This window comes from Microbacterium sp. ANT_H45B (assembly GCF_008369345.1).
GTDB lineage: Bacteria > Actinomycetota > Actinomycetes > Actinomycetales > Microbacteriaceae > Microbacterium.
This window is the reverse complement of the sequence record NZ_VOBK01000002.1, coordinates 1,043,278-1,059,478: the sequence shown is the minus strand read 5'-3', so window position 1 is coordinate 1,059,478 and position 16,201 is coordinate 1,043,278. Positions and strand designations below refer to the sequence as shown.

The following is a 16,201-nucleotide window of genomic DNA, read 5'->3' as shown; positions in this document are numbered from 1 at the left end:
TCTTTTGTGCCTTGTCACAGTAGGCCGATGCGCCTACTAGGCTGTAAAGGCGATTTCGGTCGTGGATCGACGATCTCGATCCGGCCTGGCGCACAGCGCCGTGACATCGCCACATCCGGCTTTGAAGAAGAACCCACGAGGAGGCCCGCGTGAGCGCAGCGGCAGAGCAGCAGCCCATCGCGAAGCTGTCGATCGGTGAGACCACCGCAGAGTTCCCGATCGTGCGCGGCACGGCAGGGAACGACAGCATCGATCTGTCGACCCTGACGAAGCAGACGGGGTACACGGGACTCGACTACGGGTTCGTCAACACCGCGTCGACGAAGTCCGCGATCACCTTCATCGACGGTGACCAGGGCATCCTGCGCTACCGCGGATATCCGATCGAGCAGCTGGCCGGCAAGACGAGCTACCTCGAGGTCGCGTGGCTGCTGATCTACGGCGAGCTGCCCTCCGCCGGTGAGCTCGCGGAGTTCGACGAGAAGATCCGTCGTCACACGCTGCTGCACGAAGACCTCAAGCGCTTCTTCTCCGCGCTGCCGCACACCGCGCATCCGATGTCGGTGCTGTCGTCGGCCGTCGCCGCCCTCTCGACGTACTACGAGGGCGAGACCGATCCGCACAACCCCGAGCACGTGGAGCTCAACACGATCCGCATGCTCGCGAAGCTTCCGGTGATCGCGGCGTACGCCCACAAGAAGAGCGTCGGTCAGGCCTTCCTGTACCCCGACAACTCGCTCGGCTTCGTCGAGAACTTCCTCAAGCTGAACTTCGGCGTCCTGTCGGAGCCCTACGAGATGAACCCCGTGATGTCGAAGGCGCTCGAGCTGCTGCTGATCCTGCACGAGGACCATGAGCAGAACGCGTCGACCTCGACGGTCCGCCTGGTCGGGTCCACCGGCGCGAACCAGTTCGCCTCGGTCTCTGCCGGCATCCAGGCTCTCTCCGGACCCCTGCACGGCGGGGCGAACGAGGCGGTGCTCACCATGCTCGGCCAGATCCGCGACTCGGGGCAGAGCGTCTCCCGCTTCGTGGAGCGGGTGAAGAACAAGGAAGAGGGCGTGAAGCTGATGGGCTTCGGGCACCGTGTCTACAAGAACTACGACCCGCGTGCCAAGCTCGTCAAGGAAGCCGCGGGCGAGGTGCTCGCCGAGCTGGGCGTGACCGATCCGCTGCTCGACCTCGCGCAGGAGCTCGAAGAGATCGCGCTCGCCGACGACTACTTCAAGGAGCGTCGTCTGTACCCGAACGTCGACTTCTACACCGGCGTGATCTACAAGGCGATGGGTTTCCCGACGCGCATGTTCACGGTGCTGTTCGCGATCGGACGCCTGCCCGGCTGGCTCGCCCAGTGGCGGGAGCTGCAGCTCGACCCGCAGACCAAGATCGGTCGCCCGCAGCAGCTGTACACGGGCTCGCCCGAGCGCACCTTCCAGACTCTCTGACACGGCGTCGATGCCCGTCGTCAGCGCCGAGGCCGTCGTGCCGGTCGACCCGGCGACCGCCTTCGCGGTCTCCCAGCTGACCGGCGCGGTTCGGCGGCGCTGGGATCCCTTCATCAGCGAGCAGCACTTCCTCGATGAGGCGGATGTCGCGGCGAAGGGTGTGCGTACGTTCACGCGCCAGCGTTTCGGCCTCTCGATGGTGAGCCGGTACGTCTCCTACGCGCCCCCGACGACTGTGGGCATGGTGATGGAGCGCGGTCCCTGGTTCTTCGCGAAGCTCGGTGGAGGCTGGCGGTTCACGGAGGTTCCCGAGGGAACGCTGGCGGTATGGAAGTACAACTTCTCGTGCCGCCCTGCGTGGCTCGCCCCCCTCGCGGAGCGGATCGGCGCGCGCGTGCTCGGTGCGGAGATCCGGCGGCGGCTCGACGGGTTCGTCCGCGGATGCCAGGACCCCGAGGTCCTGGCGGCCGTGTCACGCTGACCGCTGCGTGGGACGGGAAGGCGACGCCCCGGGCACACGAGAAGGCGGGTGCGCCGATGCCTGAGCATCCGCGCACCCGCCTCGGTGTCTGTGGGTCAGCGGCCCTGCGAGCCGCCCCGGCCGCGACCGCCCTGGCCGCCGGCGCGAGGCTGGCCGCCCTGACGGGCTCCACCGCCCTGGCGTGCTCCGGCCGTCGCTCCGCCCTGGGCGCCCTGACCGCCCTGGCCGCCACGGGGGCGACGGCTGCGGCGGGACGGGGGAGTGGCGGCGGAGTTGCGCTCGCCGCCGGCGGGACGCTGCTTGGGCGTCTGGCGCTGCTGCGGGGCCTGCACCGGTGCCGGTCGCACATGCGGGGCACGCTCGGGAACCAGCTCGGTGACGGCATCCGTGGTCACGGGCTCGAGAGCGGCCGTGATCGCAGCCTTGCGCAGCAGGTCCTTCACATCGCGACGCTGCTCCGGGAGCACGACCGTGACGACCGTCCCTGCCGCGCCTGCGCGGGCGGTGCGGCCCGAGCGGTGCAGGTACGCCTTGTGCTCCATGGGCGGGTCGACGTGCACGACCAGGTCGACGTTGTCGACGTGCACACCGCGCGCGGCGACGTCGGTGGCGACGAGCACGCGCACGCCTCCGTCGGCCGGGTCGGACGAGAAGGCGCTGAGGTTGCGCTCACGGGCGTTCTGCGACAGGTTGCCGTGCAGGTCGACCGAGGGGATGCCCGCGGCGGTGAGCTGCTTGGCGAGCTTCTTCGCCTGGTGCTTGGTGCGGGTGAACAGGATGCGGCGGCCGGTGCCGGAGGCGAGGTCGCGCACGAGGGTGGTCTTGTTGTCGGTCGAGTCGACGACGAGCACGCGGTGCGTCATCTCGCCCACGGGCACGCTCTCCTCGTCGACCTCGTGGCTCACCGCGTTCGAGAGGAAGCGGCGGGCGAGCGTGTCGATGCCGCGGTCGAGGGTCGCGCTGAACAGCAGACGCTGGCCGCCGGCCGGGGTGGCGGTCAGGATGCGGGTGACACCGGGCAGGAACCCGAGGTCGGCCATGTGGTCTGCCTCGTCGAGCACGGTGACCTCGACGGCGTCGAGCTGCACGATCCGCTGCTTCATGAGGTCTTCCAGGCGGCCGGGGCACGCGACGACGATGTCGACGCCGTTGCGCATCGCGGTCTCCTGCGGACGCTGGCTCACGCCGCCGAAGACGGTGGTGACGCGCAGGCCCTTGGCCTCGGCGAGAGGCGCGATGGTCGCGGCGATCTGAGTGGCGAGCTCGCGCGTCGGGGCGAGCACGAGGCCGCGCGGGTGGCCGGGACGGCCCTTGCGCGACGACGAGGAGAGGCGGGCGACAAGGGGGAGCGCGAACGCGATCGTCTTGCCGCTGCCGGTGCGGCCGCGGCCGAGGAGGTCACGACCGGCGAGGGAGTCGGGAAGCGTGTCGCGCTGAATGGCGAACGCCTCGGTCTTGCCGTCCTTCGAGAGGACGGCGGCGAGGTCGGCGGGCACGCCGAGATCGAGGAAGGAAGTCATGGGATATCTCCGAGAATGCACGCACGAACAGGAATGCCGGGTGCGGGAAGGTGGGCGACGGCGCGGGATCGCGCATCGTTTCGCCGTTCGAAATGGCCAGAACCAGGCAAGTGGTGCGGGAGCGTGTCGACGACGCAGACGCTTCGCATCGCGAGGAGCGTCGACCTCACCCTAGCACGCGAGGTGCGGAGGAGCCTGGGAGCCCGGCATCCGCGAGTCGCGCGGCGTGCGCCCGCGTTCCTGCCCGAGATCAGGACGTCAGGCGTGCAGTGCCTCGTTCAGCGTGACGCCGACTCCTGCGCGACGCACGGCCTCGACCGCGCCGCTGAGGGAGTTGCGACGGAAGAGCAGCCCGTCGTGGCCGGACAGGTCGGCGCCCTTCACGGTCTTCCGCCCGCCGCCCGGCAGCGCGGGGCCGTCGACGAGCACGATCTTGGTGCCGGCCGTGACGTAGAGTCCGGCTTCGACGACGCAGTCGTCTCCGAGTGAGATGCCGATTCCTGCGTTCGCGCCCAGAAGGGTGCGCGCGCCGATCGAGACGCGATGCGAGCCGCCACCCGACAGCGTGCCCATGATCGAGGATCCGCCTCCGATGTCGCTGCCGTCGCCGACGACGACGCCCTGCGAGATGCGGCCCTCCACCATCGAGGCGCCCAGCGTGCCGGCGTTGAAGTTCACGAAGCCCTCGTGCATCACCGTCGTGCCGGGGGAGAGATGTGCGCCGAGGCGGACCCGTGAGGCGTCGGCGATCCGTACGCCCGTCGGCTGCACGTAGTCGGTGAGGCGGGGGAACTTGTCGAGTCCCTGCACCTGGATGCCGGCGCGCTGCAGGAGCGGGCGAAGGCGTGCGGCGTCGTCGGGGTGCACGGGCCCGGCATTCGTCCAGGCCACGTTCGGCAGATGGGCGAAGATGCCGTCGAGGTTGAGCTCGTTCGGGCGCACCACGAGGTGCGACAGCGCGTGCAGGCGCAGGTACGCGTCGACGGTCGAGGTCGGTGCGGCATCCAGGTCGATCTGCAGGTGCACGGATTCGACGATCACGTTGCGCCGCTCGTCCGGGCCCGCCAGGGCGTCGACGGTCACCAGTGCCGCCGCGGCGTCTGCGGCGGTGGGCGCGACGGTCGACACCTCGGGGAACCAGGCATCCAGAACCGTGCCGTCGCCGGCGATCGTCGAAAGTCCGGTACCCCACACGGTGCGCGCCTCAGTCATGCCTCCACGCTATCGCGACCGGATGCGCAGGCTCGCACAGATGTCGAGGTAACTAGGCTGGGGGCATGGTGCTCGATCTGACAGCGTCCTCCGTCGACCTGACCCGCGCGATCTGCGACATCCCGAGCGTCTCGGGTGACGAGACCGCCCTCGCCGACGCCATCGAGCAGTCGGTGTCGGGATATGCGCATCTCGAGGTGATCCGACACGGCAACACCATCGTCGCCCGCACGAATCTCGGTCGTGCCCAGAGGGTCGCGATCGCGGGCCACATCGACACGGTGCCGATCAATGACAACGTCCCCACCCGAGACGTCGAGATCGAGGGAGTCGCCTACCTGTGGGGCCGCGGGACGGTGGACATGAAGGGCGGCACCGCGGTGCAGCTCAAGCTCGCCGCCGAGCTCACCGAGCCTTCGGTCGACATCACCTGGATGTGGTACGACAACGAAGAGGTGGAGGCATCGAAGAACGGCCTCGCGCTGCTCGCCGCCGTGCGCCCCGATCTCTTCCAGGCGGATTTCGCGATCCTCGGTGAGCCGTCGAACGGCGAGGTGGAGGGCGGATGCAACGGCACCATGCGTGCGATCGTGCGCACCTCCGGTGTCCGGGCGCACGCCGCGCGCGCGTGGATCGGCGAGAACGCGATCCACCGGGCCGCGCCCATCCTTGCTCGCCTCGCCGAGTACCGCGCCCGCGAGGTCGCGGTCGACGGTCTGCTCTATCGCGAGAGCATGAGCGCGGTGCGGATCAGCGGAGGGGTCGCCGGCAACGTCATCCCCGACGCCTGCGAGGTCGAGGTGAACTACCGGTTCGCGCCGAGCAAATCGGCCGCAGACGCCGAGTCCCACATCCGCAACCTGCTCGCGGGCTTCGACGTCGAGATCACCGACGCGGCAGAGGGTGCGAGGCCCGGCCTCGACGCCCCGATCGCGCAGGACTTCGTCGCCGCGGTCGGCGCGGAGCCCCGTCCGAAGTACGGATGGACGGACGTCGCACGCTTCTCCGCCCTCGGCATCCCCGCCGTCAACTACGGGCCCGGCGACCCGCACCTGGCCCATCACGACGAGGAGCGGGTGCCTCTCGCGCAGATCGACGCCGTCGAGCGGGGCCTGCGCGCATGGCTCACCTCCCGCTGACCCTCAGCCGCCGGTGGGCGACGGCTCCGCTGGCGCTCAGGATCGCGCTGATCTACCTGGCGGCCCGCGCGGTCACCACGGCGATGATGATCGCAGCGGCCCTCCAGTCGACGTCCATGTCGCGGTTCGGCGCGGATCCCGGACTCGCCGACTTCGTCGTGGCCTGGGACGCGCAGTGGTACTGGCTCGTCGCCGAGGAGGGGTACCCCTCCGAGCTTCCGCTCACCCCGTCGGGCGACGTCGCCGAGAACGCCTGGGCGTTCATGCCGGTCTTCGCCTTCGCGGCGAAGGCCATCGGGTTCCTGTTCGGATCGTGGGGGACGGGGGCGTTCCTGCTCTCGTTCGTGGCAGGGTACTTCGCCTGCCTCGCTCTGCATCGCCTGCTGCGGGACCGGATCGGACACAGGGCCGCGATGTGGGCGGTCGTGTTCTTCGCCTCGGGGCCGATCGCCGCCATGTTCCAGGTCGGCTACGCGGAGACCCTGTTCCTGCTCCTGCTCTTCCTCGCACTGGATGCCACGGTGCGGCGCCACTACGTGCTGCTGTACGTGCTGATCCCGGTCATGGCCTTCACGCGGCCGGGCATCCTCGCCCTCGCGCTCTATCTCGGACTGCACGGGATCCTGCGCTGGTGGCATCGTCGCGACGATCCTCTGCCCGCGCGCGAGGTCGTGCACATCGTGGCCCTGGGCGCCCTCGCCACGGTCTGCGGCTTCGCCTGGCAGGTCATCGCATCGGTCGTCACGGGGGACCCCGGGGCATATCTGTCGACGGAGCTGGCGTGGCGGCGCAACTGGATCGCGGGTGGGGCGGAGGGATTCATGCCGTTCGACGGATGGATCCAGGCGTCGCAGTTCTGGTTCGCGCAATGGGGGCTGCCGACCGCCTGGGGGCCCGTCGCTCTGGCACTCCTGGTCGTGGCGACCGGGGCGGCGCTGCTCTATCTTCCCCAGGTGCGAGCGCTCGGACCCGACCTCCGCATCTGGAGCGCGAGCTATCTGCTGTACCTGCTCGCGGTGTTCTTCCCGCAGTCGAGCACTTTCCGTCTGCTGCTGCCGTTGAGCCCGGCATGGGGGGCGCTCGCCGTGCCGCGTTCGCGCATCTGGCGCGGGGGGATCCTCGTCGCCTGTCTGGCGGGCCAGTGGCTGTGGATCCACCACGTCTACGCCCTCGGCAACACGTTCTGGCAGGTGCCCTGAATGTTAAGGCTTGGTGCATTTCTTCATAGGCGACATCCAGGTTCGGGTAACACCCGATAAACTGGTCGTATACCACCGGAGGAAAAGGAGCCCACGATGGCAGCGATGAAGCCGAGGACCGGAGACGGACCCATGGAGGCCGTGAAAGAAGGGCGACTCATCATCGTGCGCGTCCCGCTCGAAGGAGGCGGCCGACTGGTCGTGTCCGTGAACGACGCCGAGGCGAAGGAACTCCACGACGTGCTGGCAGCCGTCGTGAACCCCGCCTGATCTACCCGGATCCCTTGATGCGGATCCGCGAGAAGGGCGACGGATCCTCGATCCGTCGCCCTTCTTCGTACCCGGAATCGCTGTCGGGACGGCCTCGGCTCAGGACGCGCCCACGCTGATCAGCTGCAGCAGCCCCTCACCCGAAGCGGAGACGGTGGCGAGCACGACCGGGGACTCCTGGGTCTCCTGCACGAGCGAGCGGTACGCGGAGGTGACCTCATCGCGCTGCACGGGGTCGGCGACGCGGCCGCCGCCCAGGATGCGGGGCACCAGGACCATGCCGCCGGTGCGCACGAGTCGCAGGCCGTGCGCGACGTAGTCGATGACGTTCTCGGGGTCGGCGTCGACGAGGACGATGTCGTACGAGGCCTCGTTCATCCGGGGCAGGACGTCGGCGGCGCGGCCGGTGATGAAGCGCGCCCGCGTCGCGGGGACCCGCGCGTCGGCGAATGCCTGACGGGCGGCGGCCAGGTGCTCGGGCTCGTTGTCGATCGAGGTCAGCACCGCCTGCGGCGCGCCGCGCAGCAGCCAGAGGCCCGAGACCCCTGCGCCGGTGCCGATCTCGACGATGGAACGCGCGCCCGTGGCCGCGGCGAGCACCGCGATCTGGGAGCCGACGGCGGGGCTGACGGGTGCGGCACCGAGCTCGAGGGCATGGGCGCGGGCACGGGCGATCGGCGCGGGCTCGACGATGGACTCGCGGATGAAACGTGCGTTCGCATCGTTCTCGCTCATTGCCTGGTTCTCCCGACTCGGATGTGTGTTCTCCCAGGGTATGCGCTCGGTGCGCGGCGTCTGGGCAGGCGCGGCGGTAGCCTGGACAGATGCAGTTCGGGATCACCTTCGAGAAGCTGCTGCTGATCGGTCTGATCGCCGTGCTGTTGGTCGGACCGGAGCGGTTGCCGCGCTACGCCGAGAGCGTCGCGAAACTCGCGCGCCGTGCGGGCGAGTTCCTGCGCGACACCAAGTCGCGGGTCCGTGACGAGATGGGCCCCGAGATCGACGACGTCGATTGGCGCAAACTCGATCCGCGCCAGTACGACCCCCGGCGGATCATCCGCGATGCGCTCTTCGAGGACGATGCGTCACCGGGGCCGGTGCGCGCCGACGCCGTGGTCGCCGAACCCGCGGTGAAACCCGTCAGTACGCCGAGGGTGCGTCCGGAGTTCTCGATGTCGAGCCCTCCGCCGTACGATCCCGAAGCCACATGACGCGGACGCTGGATCCCGACCGGCTTCGCAGCCGGGACAGGATGGCGTTCGTCGCGGCCGCCGTCTGCGCCGTCGCCGGAGTCCTGATCTGGACCCTCTGGGTGCTGCCGATCGTGCGGTCGGTCGAAGCCGCGGAGGACGTGCCCCTCGGGACCACGGCGGTCGTCGACCTCGAGGAGGGGGAGCGTGTCGGCATCTGGGCCAGTGGCATCTCCGCGTCGCTGGGCACCATGGAGTGTCGAGCGGTCGGTCCCGATCACGACGTACGCCCGCAGCGCGGTCCCTCCGCACTGAGCTGGGACGACGTGCTGTGGTGGATGACGCCACGCACCGGATTCGTGCAGTCGTCGCAGTTCACCGCGGCAGAATCCGGTGCGCACCGTGTGACTTGTCGCGATTCCCTCGACACGTACGACGGACGATTCCTCGTGGCGGGGGACTCGATCGGGCAGGGCAGCATCGGACTCGGCCGCAACGGCGGCGTGGACTTCGCCCAGGGGACGCTGTTGGCGGCCGGCGCGGTGATGTGTCCACCTCTGGCCGTGTCCCTTCCGCTGGTGATCCTTGGTCGGAGACTGATCACCGGGGCGCGCGGACGCCGCTCTTAGCCCAGCGTCATCGGCAGCGAGCGGCCGACGAGACCGCGGCCCTGCGTCGCCAGCGTGCGGGCGAGCTCGCGGATCGCGACGGCTGCGGGATCGTCGGAGTCGTCGAGCACGAGGGGGAGACCGGCGTCGCCGCCGGCACGGAGTGCGGGGCTCAGCGGTATCGACGCGAGCAGGGGCGTGGGCGCCGTCTCCGACAGCGCCGCCGCGACGGCCGCGCCGCCGCCCGAGCCGAACAGATCGACGACGGTGCCGTCCGGAAGCGTGAAGGCGCCCATGTTCTCGACCACGCCGATCACCCGCTGACCCGTCTGGCGGGCGACGAGACCGCTGCGGATCGCCACGTCCGATGCGGCGGCCTGAGGGGTCGTCACCACGAGCACCTCGGCGTGCGGCAGCAGCTGGCCGATGGAGATGGCGATATCGCCGGTTCCCGGAGGCATGTCGATCAGCAGGATGTCGAGGTCGCCGAAGAAGACGTCGGTCAGGAACTGCTGCACGGTGCGGTGCAGCATCGGTCCTCGCCACGCCACGACCGCCTCGCCGTCACGGAGGAACATGCCGATCGAGATCGTCTTCACGCCGTACGCCACCGGGGGCAGCATCAGGTCGTCGATCCTGGTCGGCTGTGTGCCGGCGGGGATGCCCAGCAGACCGGGGATCGAGAAGCCGTGCACGTCGGCGTCCACGAGACCGACGGCGAGTCCCTGATCGGCCAGCGCCACGGCGAGGTTGGCCGTCATCGTCGACTTGCCGACGCCGCCCTTGCCGCTCGAGACCAGGATGACGCGGGTGAGAGAGTCGGGACCGAAGGGCATCTGCCGCGGTGCCCGACCGGCGCGGAGCTTCTCGGTGAGGGCTTTGCGCTCGGTCGGCGTCATCACGCCGACCTCGACGTCCACGGCACGGATGCCGGGCACCGATGCGGCCGCAGCCCGCACGTCCGACTCGATGCGCGCTGCGGCGGGGCACCCGACGATCGTGAGCACGATCCCGACGTGAGCGCGGCCGTCGTCGACCGTGACGCCCCGCACCATGTCGAGGTCGCCGATCGGGCGTCTCAGCTCGGGGTCGGTCACCGCCGCGACGGCCGCGGTGACGGCATCCGCGGTGCTCATGAGGAGGATCGACCGCCGGTGCGCGTGTCACCGGGGGCGTCGTCGGCATCGCCCAGCTCGGCGAGCATCGCCTTCAGCTCCTGACGCAGCACATCACGCGTGACCACCTGATTGTTCTTCTCCTCGAGCGCCATCCGCAGGGCGACGATCTCCCTGGCGAGGTACTCGGTGTCGGCGAGGTTGCGCTCGGCGCGCTGGCGATCCTGCTCGATCTGCACCCGGTCGCGATCGTCCTGACGGTTCTGCGCGAGAAGGATCAGGGGCGCCGCGTACGACGCCTGCAGCGACAGCATCAGGGTGAGGGCCGTGAATCCGAGTGCGGCGTCGTCGAAGCGCAGGCTGTCGGGCAGCAGGGTGTTCCAGCAGATCCAGGCGACGCAGAACAGCGTCAGCATGAGCAGGAACGCCGGCGTCCCCATGGCGCGTGCGACCCATTCGGTGAACCGTCCGAAGCGGTCGCGTGACGTGGGGCGCGATCGAACCGTGCCCCGGCCGAGGGGTGCGTCGAGGCGCGGCGAGCGCGACCGGGCCATCAGCGCACCTCCTTCGGCACGCTGGGCTCGTCGCTGTCATGCGTGCGCCAGTCGTCGGGCAGGAGGTAGTCGAGCACGTCGTCGATGCTGATGGCTCCGACGAGGCGGTGCGCGGCGTCGACGACCGGAAGCGACACGAGGTCGTAGCTGGCCAGCATCCTCGCGACTTCGGCGGCGGATGCCGTCACCCTGACGGGGTCGAGGCTGTCGTCCATGATCGCGCCGAGGCGCTCGTGCGGCGGATACCGCAGCATCCGCTGGAAGTGCACCATGCCGAGCAGGCGGCCGGTCGGAGTCTCGAAGGGCGGGAGCGTCACGAACACGGCCGCGGCGAGGGCGGGGTGGAGCTCGTGCCGACGGATCAGCGCCAGCGCCTCGGCGACCGTGGCGTCGGCGGAGAGGATGATCGGCTCGGGCGTCATCAGTCCACCCGCGGTGTCGGGGCCGTAGCGCAGCAGCATCCTGACGTCTTCGGCCTCCTCGGGCTCCATGAGTTCGAGGAGCTGCTCCAGACGGTTCGGCGGAAGCTGGGCGAGGAGGTCGGCCGCGTCGTCGGGCTCCATCTGGTCGAGGATGTCGGCGGCGCGCTCGTCGCCGAGGCGGTCGAGGATGTGCACCTGCTCGTCTTCGGGCATCTCCTCGAGGGCGTCGGCGAGGCGGTCGTCGGACAGCTCTTCGGCGACCTCGATCATGCGCTGCTGGGGCAGGTCGAGGAGGGTGTTCGCGAGGTCGGCGGCGTGCAGTTCGGAGTAGGACGCGACGAGCTGCTCGGCGGACTGCGACTCGCCGGGGGAGCGCTGCTCGGCGACCTCGCTCCACGCCGCGAAGGTCGTCGGTCCCTTGGCGAACGGCGATGCGCTGGTCTTCGGCCGTCGCAGGAAGAGCTGGCTGATCGCCCACTCCCCGAGACGGTTCGGCTCGATCGCCACGTCTTCGATCACGGCGGATCCGCCGCCCTCGACGAGGCTGACCCGGCGGCCGAGCAACTCCGCCAGGACGCGCACCTCACCGGCGCGCGGGGAGAACCGCCGCACGTTGATGAGACCGGTCGTGATGACCTGTCCTGCGCGGATCGAGGTGACGCGCCCGATCGAGAGGAACACATGCCGTCGACCGGGGATCTCGACCACGAGCCCGATGACCCGGGGCGCCGCGGTACTTCGGTACACGATGACGACATCACGGACTTTGCCGAGCCGGTCGCCCACGGGGTCGAAGACGGCGCAGCCTGCAAGGCGCGCGGCGAATACCCGTTGTGTGCTCACCCGTCCAGCGTAGTGCGCGGGCCTGGACGGATGCCGCTGTCGTCGTGTCGGGGTCGTCGCCCACCGACGCGTCCCGCTCCGCCCCGTGGCGGGCATGGGAGAATGGCGGCATGAGCATGCTGAACCGTCCAGCTGACAGCCGCGATGAGGGCGAGATCGTCGCGTCCACCCGCGATTACGAGAACGCCCAGAAGACGGTGTCGAAACTGATCGCCCAAGAGGTGCCCGCGCGCGACATCGCGATCATCGGGCAGAGCGTGCGCACCGTCGAGCGGATCACCGGACGGCTCGGATACGCCGCCGCGGCGCGGTCCGGCGCCGTCAACGGCATCCTCATCGGCCTGTTCCTCTCCGCGATCCTCGTGATCGGGAACCCCGAGGTGCCGATGCAGCTCTTCGTCGGCTTCGTGTTCATCGGTGTCGCACTCGGCATGCTGCTGAGCCTCGTCACCTATGCGATCGTCCGTCGCCGCCGCGACTTCGCCAGCGTCACGCAGTTCGCCGCCGATCACTACGAGGTGCGGGTGCAGGCGACGTCACTCGCCAAGGCGCGCCTGGCGCTGGGGGCACCGACGCCGACCGCCGTGCGTGCTCCGGTGGATCTGAGCGAGCCGCCCCGGTACGGAGAGCGGATCACCCCCGGCGGCACCGCCGCGCCCACCCCTCCCGCCGCGCCCGAGCAGCCGGCGCCCGGCAGCGAGGCGACTCCGCCGCTGGGCGGGCCGCAGGGAACGCCTGAGGAGCCGAGCATCCCGCCCCGGCCCGCCGATCCCGCACCTCCCGCCGATCCCGCACCTCCCGCCGACGGCACCGGCGCGTCGGACCCGTCGGCACCCGGCGTGCCGCCGCGCTCGCCGGAGACCGCCTGATGGCGGAAGGCCAGGGCTACGAGCCGCCGCAGGCACCGGACAGTGCGTCGCCGCCGCCCCCTCCGGGATACGCGTCGCCGCCGCCCGCACCGGGGTATGCACCGCCGCAGGCGCCGGGCTATGCGCCACCGGCCGTTCAGGGCTATGCGCCACCGGCCGTTCAGGGCTATGCGCCACCGGCCGCTCCGGGCTATGCGCCACCGGCCGCACAAGGGTACCCCGTGGGCGGATACCCGGCGGGTGCGTACCCCGCCGCTGTCCCGCCCCGTGGTCTCCTGCCGTGGGCGCTCGGTCTGCTGATCCTGATCCCGTTCCCCTTCGTGGGTGGGATCGCCTCGGGCATCGCGATGGCGGTGAGCGGGGGAGCCTCACGCCGATTCGGCGGTGCGGCACGGGAGAACGCGCGCGCCGCGCTTAACTGGGGCCTCACGTATCTCCTCGTCTCGACGGTGCTGCTGGTGTCGCATTTCGTCATCCTGTCCACCCTCACCGCGGATTCCCCCGCCTCGGGCTTCTACCCGATCGGGATCCCGATCACGCTGTACTTCGCCGTGTCGGTCTTCCACCTGGTGCTCGTCATCATGGGCATGGTGCGGGCTTCGGGAGGCAAGATCATGCACGTGCCGTTCGCGATTCCCTACCTGCGCGCCTGATGTCCTCCGTATCGGTCGATCTGCCCGCCGGGGAGACGACGGTCTCGGCCGACTGGGTCGCCGGGACGAACGGCTCGACCGTCGTCGTCGCGCACGGCGCGGGCACGGGCAAGGACCATCCGTTCCTCCAGGGGTACGCGGACGCGCTCGGCGCACTCGGGTTCTCGACCCTGCGGTTCAACTTCCCGTACGTCGAGCAGGGGCGACGGATGCCGGGACCGGCCACGCACGCGATCGCGACGTGGAAGGCCGTCGTGGCGTTCGCACGCGCGCAGGATCCGCAGGCGGCGGTGTGGGCCACGGGCAAGTCGTACGGCGGGCGCATGGCGTCGATGGCGGTCGCCGAGGGCCTCGTCGTCGACGGGCTCGCGTACCTCGGGTATCCGCTGCATGCGCCCGGGAAGCCGGAGAAGCCACGTGCGGAGCACCTGGCGGACATCGCTGTTCCGCAGTTGTTCGTCGAGGGGACGAACGATCCCTTCATCCAGCCCCTCGCGCAATTCGACGACGTCGTCGCCACCTGCCAGAACGCCAGGGTGGTCTGGATCGACGGCGGCGGCCACACCTTCGAGGTGAAGGGGCGAAAGCTCCCGGCATCCGAGATCGGCGCGTCTCTCGCGCCGATCGTCGCGCAGTTCGCGCGGCCCTGAGAGCATGGTGGGGTGAGTCTCGAACGAATCGCCCTGATCGCGGATGTGCATGGCAACCTGACCGCACTCGACGCGGTGCTCGCCGACATCCGGCAGCGGGGGATCACCCGCATCGTCAACCTCGGCGACACGGCCGGCAAGGGGCCGCGCGGGGAGGCTGCGGTGCAGCGCTGCCGTGCGGCGTGCGAGGTGAGCGTCCGCGGCAACTGGGACGACTTCCTTCCCTCGATCCCCGACGATGGGCCGCCCGAGATGCTCTGGTGGCGTGACGAGCTGTCGCCCTCCAGCAGGGCATGGCTCGGTGCGCTTCCGCTGAGCGTCGACATCGCGCTCAGCGGCCGGCGGATCCGCCTGTTCCACGCATCGGCGCAGAGTCCGCACGTCAGGGTGCACCACCACCACACGCCCGAGCAGTTCTCGGCGATGTTCGAGGCGACGAAGATGACCGGCGACGGACCGCTGCCGGAGGTGGTCGGCTATGCGGACATCCACGACGCCTACATCGAGACGAACGACGGACGCACGCTGTTCAACGTCGGCAGCGTCGGAAACCCGCTCGACACGCCCGTGTCGTCGTACGTGGTCCTCGAAGGAGGGTCGTCGTCCGACGACCCCTTCGCCGTGCAGTTCGTGCGGGTGCCGTACGACATCGAGGCGGAGATCGCCGTCGCCCAGTCGCTCGACATGCCGACGACCGACGTGTGGTCGATCGAGCTCCGCACCGCCGTGTTCCGCGGCCGCCAGTCGTGAGAGGCCTGCATCACGTCGAGATCTGGGTGCCGCGCCTCGACGAGGTCGTCGAGAGCTGGAGCTGGATGCTCGCGCGACTCGGGTTCGAGCTCACCGGGGAGTGGGCGGACGGCCGCACCTGGACCGCAGGGGGCGCCTACGTGACGGTCACGGCCTCCCCGAACCTCACGTCCTCCGCACACGATCGGCGTCGTGCGGGCGTGAACCACCTGGCGTTCTGGGGCGGCACGCGCGCCGAGGTCGATGCCGTGCTGGCGGATGCGGACGCCCACGGGTGGCGTCCGCTGTATCAGGAGAGATACCCGCATGCCGGGGGACCGGACCACTACGCCGGGTGGGCGGAGAACGCCCAGGGCTTCAAAGTCGAGATCGTCGCAGACCCGACGTCAGAGTAGCGACGCGAGGTCGGCGTCGGCGAGCAGCCGATGCATCGTGGAGAGTCCGAGAGCGCTCATGTCCGGGTTCGAGTCCTCGTAGTACCAGACCAGCCCCATCGCCTGCTGCAGCGCCCAGGCCGCGCCGCGCAGCCAGTCGACATCGCCGGAATCCAGGTGGTCGCGGATGATCCGACGGCGTGGCCCATCGAACAGATGCCAGGCGACGACGAGGTCGAGCGCAGGGTCTGCAGGGCCGAAGCCGCCGCTGTCGAGGACGCCGACCAGGCGATCGCCCGACACCAGGAGGTTGAACGGAGTGAGGTCCCGGTGGCTCATGACATCGGGGCCGGAGGGGGGAACGGAACGCAGTGCGCGCCACAGCCGCTGCACGCGAGGGGCGTCGAGCAGGTGACCGCTCCGCGCCACGCACAGCCCGATCCACTCGTCGTGGTCGGTGAGGACGCCACCGCGACCCTGCCCGTCGAAGACACGTCCGCGCGCATCCGCTGTCCGCAGCGACACGATCAGCCCGGCGACGTCGACCGCCAACGAATCGGACGCCTCGTGGTGATCGTGACTCGCGGTCTCTCCGGGCACCCAGGTCTGCACGGCCCACGCTGACGGATACTCGGAGGTCGCCTCGCCGATGCCGACGGGCTGCGGTGCCGCCACGGTGCAGGTCTGCGCGAACTCGGACATGGCCTCGGCCTCCGCGGCCAGCGCCGTCTCCGTCGCGGGCAGCAGCGGGAACCGCGCCGACAGCTCATCGCCGATGCGGATGATCCGGTTCACGGTCCCCGAGGCGTGCACGGGTCGGAGCGGAAGGAGGGCGAACTCGGGGAATCTTCCGATGATCAGCCGCGCGGCGGCGTCATCGGCGAGCTCGAGCTCGCCCTCATGCATC

The 16,201-nt window shown here is 70.0% G+C and carries 19 protein-coding genes; 12 read left to right on the top strand and 7 right to left on the bottom strand.

Annotated elements, in window-relative coordinates; translation table 11 throughout:
• The first annotated feature begins 149 nt into the window (after positions 1-149).
• Both FQ142_RS11570 and FQ142_RS11565 read left to right on the top strand, forming a co-directional pair.
• Entirely contained in the window at positions 150-1,445 is a 1,296-nt protein-coding gene (locus FQ142_RS11570) for a citrate synthase (RefSeq protein WP_082539335.1), read from the top strand.
• Positions 1,446-1,455: 10 nt separating this feature from the next.
• Entirely contained in the window at positions 1,456-1,926 is a 471-nt protein-coding gene (locus tag FQ142_RS11565) for an SRPBCC family protein (RefSeq protein WP_149423356.1), read from the top strand.
• Between the two features lie 95 nt (positions 1,927-2,021).
• On the opposite strand, the gene FQ142_RS11560 is transcribed toward FQ142_RS11565, so the two are convergent.
• Complete coding sequence (locus FQ142_RS11560) at positions 2,022-3,446, bottom strand: DEAD/DEAH box helicase (RefSeq protein ID WP_149423355.1); 1,425 nt, start codon at positions 3,444-3,446, stop codon at positions 2,022-2,024.
• Positions 3,447-3,704: 258 nt separating this feature from the next.
• Positions 3,705-4,658 (bottom strand): 2,3,4,5-tetrahydropyridine-2,6-dicarboxylate N-succinyltransferase, encoded by a 954-nt coding sequence (gene dapD / locus FQ142_RS11555; protein ID WP_149423354.1) that lies wholly within the window; start codon positions 4,656-4,658, stop codon positions 3,705-3,707.
• A 65-nt stretch (positions 4,659-4,723) separates the two neighbouring features.
• Between dapD and dapE the strand changes: the two genes are divergently transcribed.
• The 3 genes from dapE (at position 4,724) to FQ142_RS11540 (ending at position 7,266) form a co-directional block, all read left to right on the top strand.
• Positions 4,724-5,797: a succinyl-diaminopimelate desuccinylase gene (gene dapE, locus FQ142_RS11550; protein ID WP_149423353.1), complete on the top strand. Its 1,074-nt coding sequence runs from the start codon at positions 4,724-4,726 to the stop codon at positions 5,795-5,797.
• Positions 5,779-6,996, top strand: coding sequence for a hypothetical protein (locus tag FQ142_RS11545; protein WP_149423352.1), 1,218 nt, complete (start codon positions 5,779-5,781; stop codon positions 6,994-6,996). The genes dapE and FQ142_RS11545 overlap by 19 nt, the downstream gene beginning before the upstream one ends.
• 96 nt (positions 6,997-7,092) lie before the next feature.
• Positions 7,093-7,266, top strand: coding sequence for a DUF3117 domain-containing protein (locus FQ142_RS11540; protein WP_082069058.1), 174 nt, complete (start codon positions 7,093-7,095; stop codon positions 7,264-7,266).
• A 99-nt stretch (positions 7,267-7,365) separates the two neighbouring features.
• Here FQ142_RS11540 and FQ142_RS11535 read toward each other — a convergent pair whose 3' ends face one another.
• Positions 7,366-8,001 carry an O-methyltransferase gene (locus tag FQ142_RS11535; RefSeq protein ID WP_056416232.1) on the bottom strand — a complete coding sequence of 212 codons (636 nt, stop codon included), beginning with the start codon at positions 7,999-8,001 and terminating at the stop codon, positions 7,366-7,368.
• A gap of 89 nt (positions 8,002-8,090) precedes the next feature.
• Here FQ142_RS11535 and FQ142_RS11530 point away from each other — a divergent pair, with 89 nt between their 5' ends.
• Positions 8,091-8,477 carry a twin-arginine translocase TatA/TatE family subunit gene (locus tag FQ142_RS11530; RefSeq protein ID WP_149423351.1) on the top strand — a complete coding sequence of 129 codons (387 nt, stop codon included), beginning with the start codon at positions 8,091-8,093 and terminating at the stop codon, positions 8,475-8,477.
• On the top strand, positions 8,474-9,085 hold the full coding sequence (locus FQ142_RS11525) for a hypothetical protein (RefSeq protein ID WP_149423350.1): 612 nt from the start codon (positions 8,474-8,476) through the stop codon (positions 9,083-9,085). Before FQ142_RS11530 ends, FQ142_RS11525 begins: the two co-directional genes overlap by 4 nt.
• On the opposite strand, the gene FQ142_RS11520 is transcribed toward FQ142_RS11525, so the two are convergent.
• From FQ142_RS11520 to FQ142_RS11510, 3 genes are read right to left on the bottom strand one after another with little or no spacing between them, the layout of a single operon-like run.
• Positions 9,082-10,200: an Mrp/NBP35 family ATP-binding protein gene (locus FQ142_RS11520; protein ID WP_149423349.1), complete on the bottom strand. Its 1,119-nt coding sequence runs from the start codon at positions 10,198-10,200 to the stop codon at positions 9,082-9,084. The two genes, FQ142_RS11525 and FQ142_RS11520, sit on opposite strands and share 4 nt — an antisense overlap.
• Entirely contained in the window at positions 10,197-10,733 is a 537-nt protein-coding gene (locus FQ142_RS11515; RefSeq protein WP_056416240.1) for a DUF1003 domain-containing protein, read from the bottom strand. Before FQ142_RS11515 ends, FQ142_RS11520 begins: the two co-directional genes overlap by 4 nt.
• Positions 10,733-11,998 carry a magnesium transporter gene (locus tag FQ142_RS11510; RefSeq protein WP_056416243.1) on the bottom strand — a complete coding sequence of 422 codons (1,266 nt, stop codon included), beginning with the start codon at positions 11,996-11,998 and terminating at the stop codon, positions 10,733-10,735. The genes FQ142_RS11515 and FQ142_RS11510 overlap by 1 nt, the downstream gene beginning before the upstream one ends.
• A gap of 110 nt (positions 11,999-12,108) precedes the next feature.
• Between FQ142_RS11510 and FQ142_RS11505 the strand changes: the two genes are divergently transcribed.
• From FQ142_RS11505 to FQ142_RS11485, 5 genes are all read left to right on the top strand, one after another.
• On the top strand, positions 12,109-12,867 hold the full coding sequence (locus FQ142_RS11505) for a general stress protein (protein ID WP_262492133.1): 759 nt from the start codon (positions 12,109-12,111) through the stop codon (positions 12,865-12,867).
• 221 nt (positions 12,868-13,088) lie between these two features.
• Positions 13,089-13,520 (top strand): DUF4870 domain-containing protein, encoded by a 432-nt coding sequence (locus FQ142_RS11500; RefSeq protein ID WP_149423348.1) that lies wholly within the window; start codon positions 13,089-13,091, stop codon positions 13,518-13,520.
• On the top strand, positions 13,520-14,170 hold the full coding sequence (locus tag FQ142_RS11495) for an alpha/beta family hydrolase (RefSeq protein ID WP_149423347.1): 651 nt from the start codon (positions 13,520-13,522) through the stop codon (positions 14,168-14,170). Before FQ142_RS11500 ends, FQ142_RS11495 begins: the two co-directional genes overlap by 1 nt.
• A gap of 12 nt (positions 14,171-14,182) precedes the next feature.
• Entirely contained in the window at positions 14,183-14,920 is a 738-nt protein-coding gene (locus tag FQ142_RS11490; RefSeq protein WP_149423346.1) for a metallophosphoesterase family protein, read from the top strand.
• Entirely contained in the window at positions 14,917-15,315 is a 399-nt protein-coding gene (locus tag FQ142_RS11485; protein WP_056416259.1) for a VOC family protein, read from the top strand. Before FQ142_RS11490 ends, FQ142_RS11485 begins: the two co-directional genes overlap by 4 nt.
• Here FQ142_RS11485 and FQ142_RS11480 read toward each other — a convergent pair.
• The gene (locus FQ142_RS11480; RefSeq protein ID WP_149423345.1) at positions 15,307-16,200 is read right to left on the bottom strand and encodes a phosphotransferase; all 894 of its coding nucleotides are present in this window, start codon (positions 16,198-16,200) and stop codon (positions 15,307-15,309) included. The genes FQ142_RS11485 and FQ142_RS11480 overlap by 9 nt on opposite strands.
• Position 16,201: the final 1 nt, after the last annotated feature.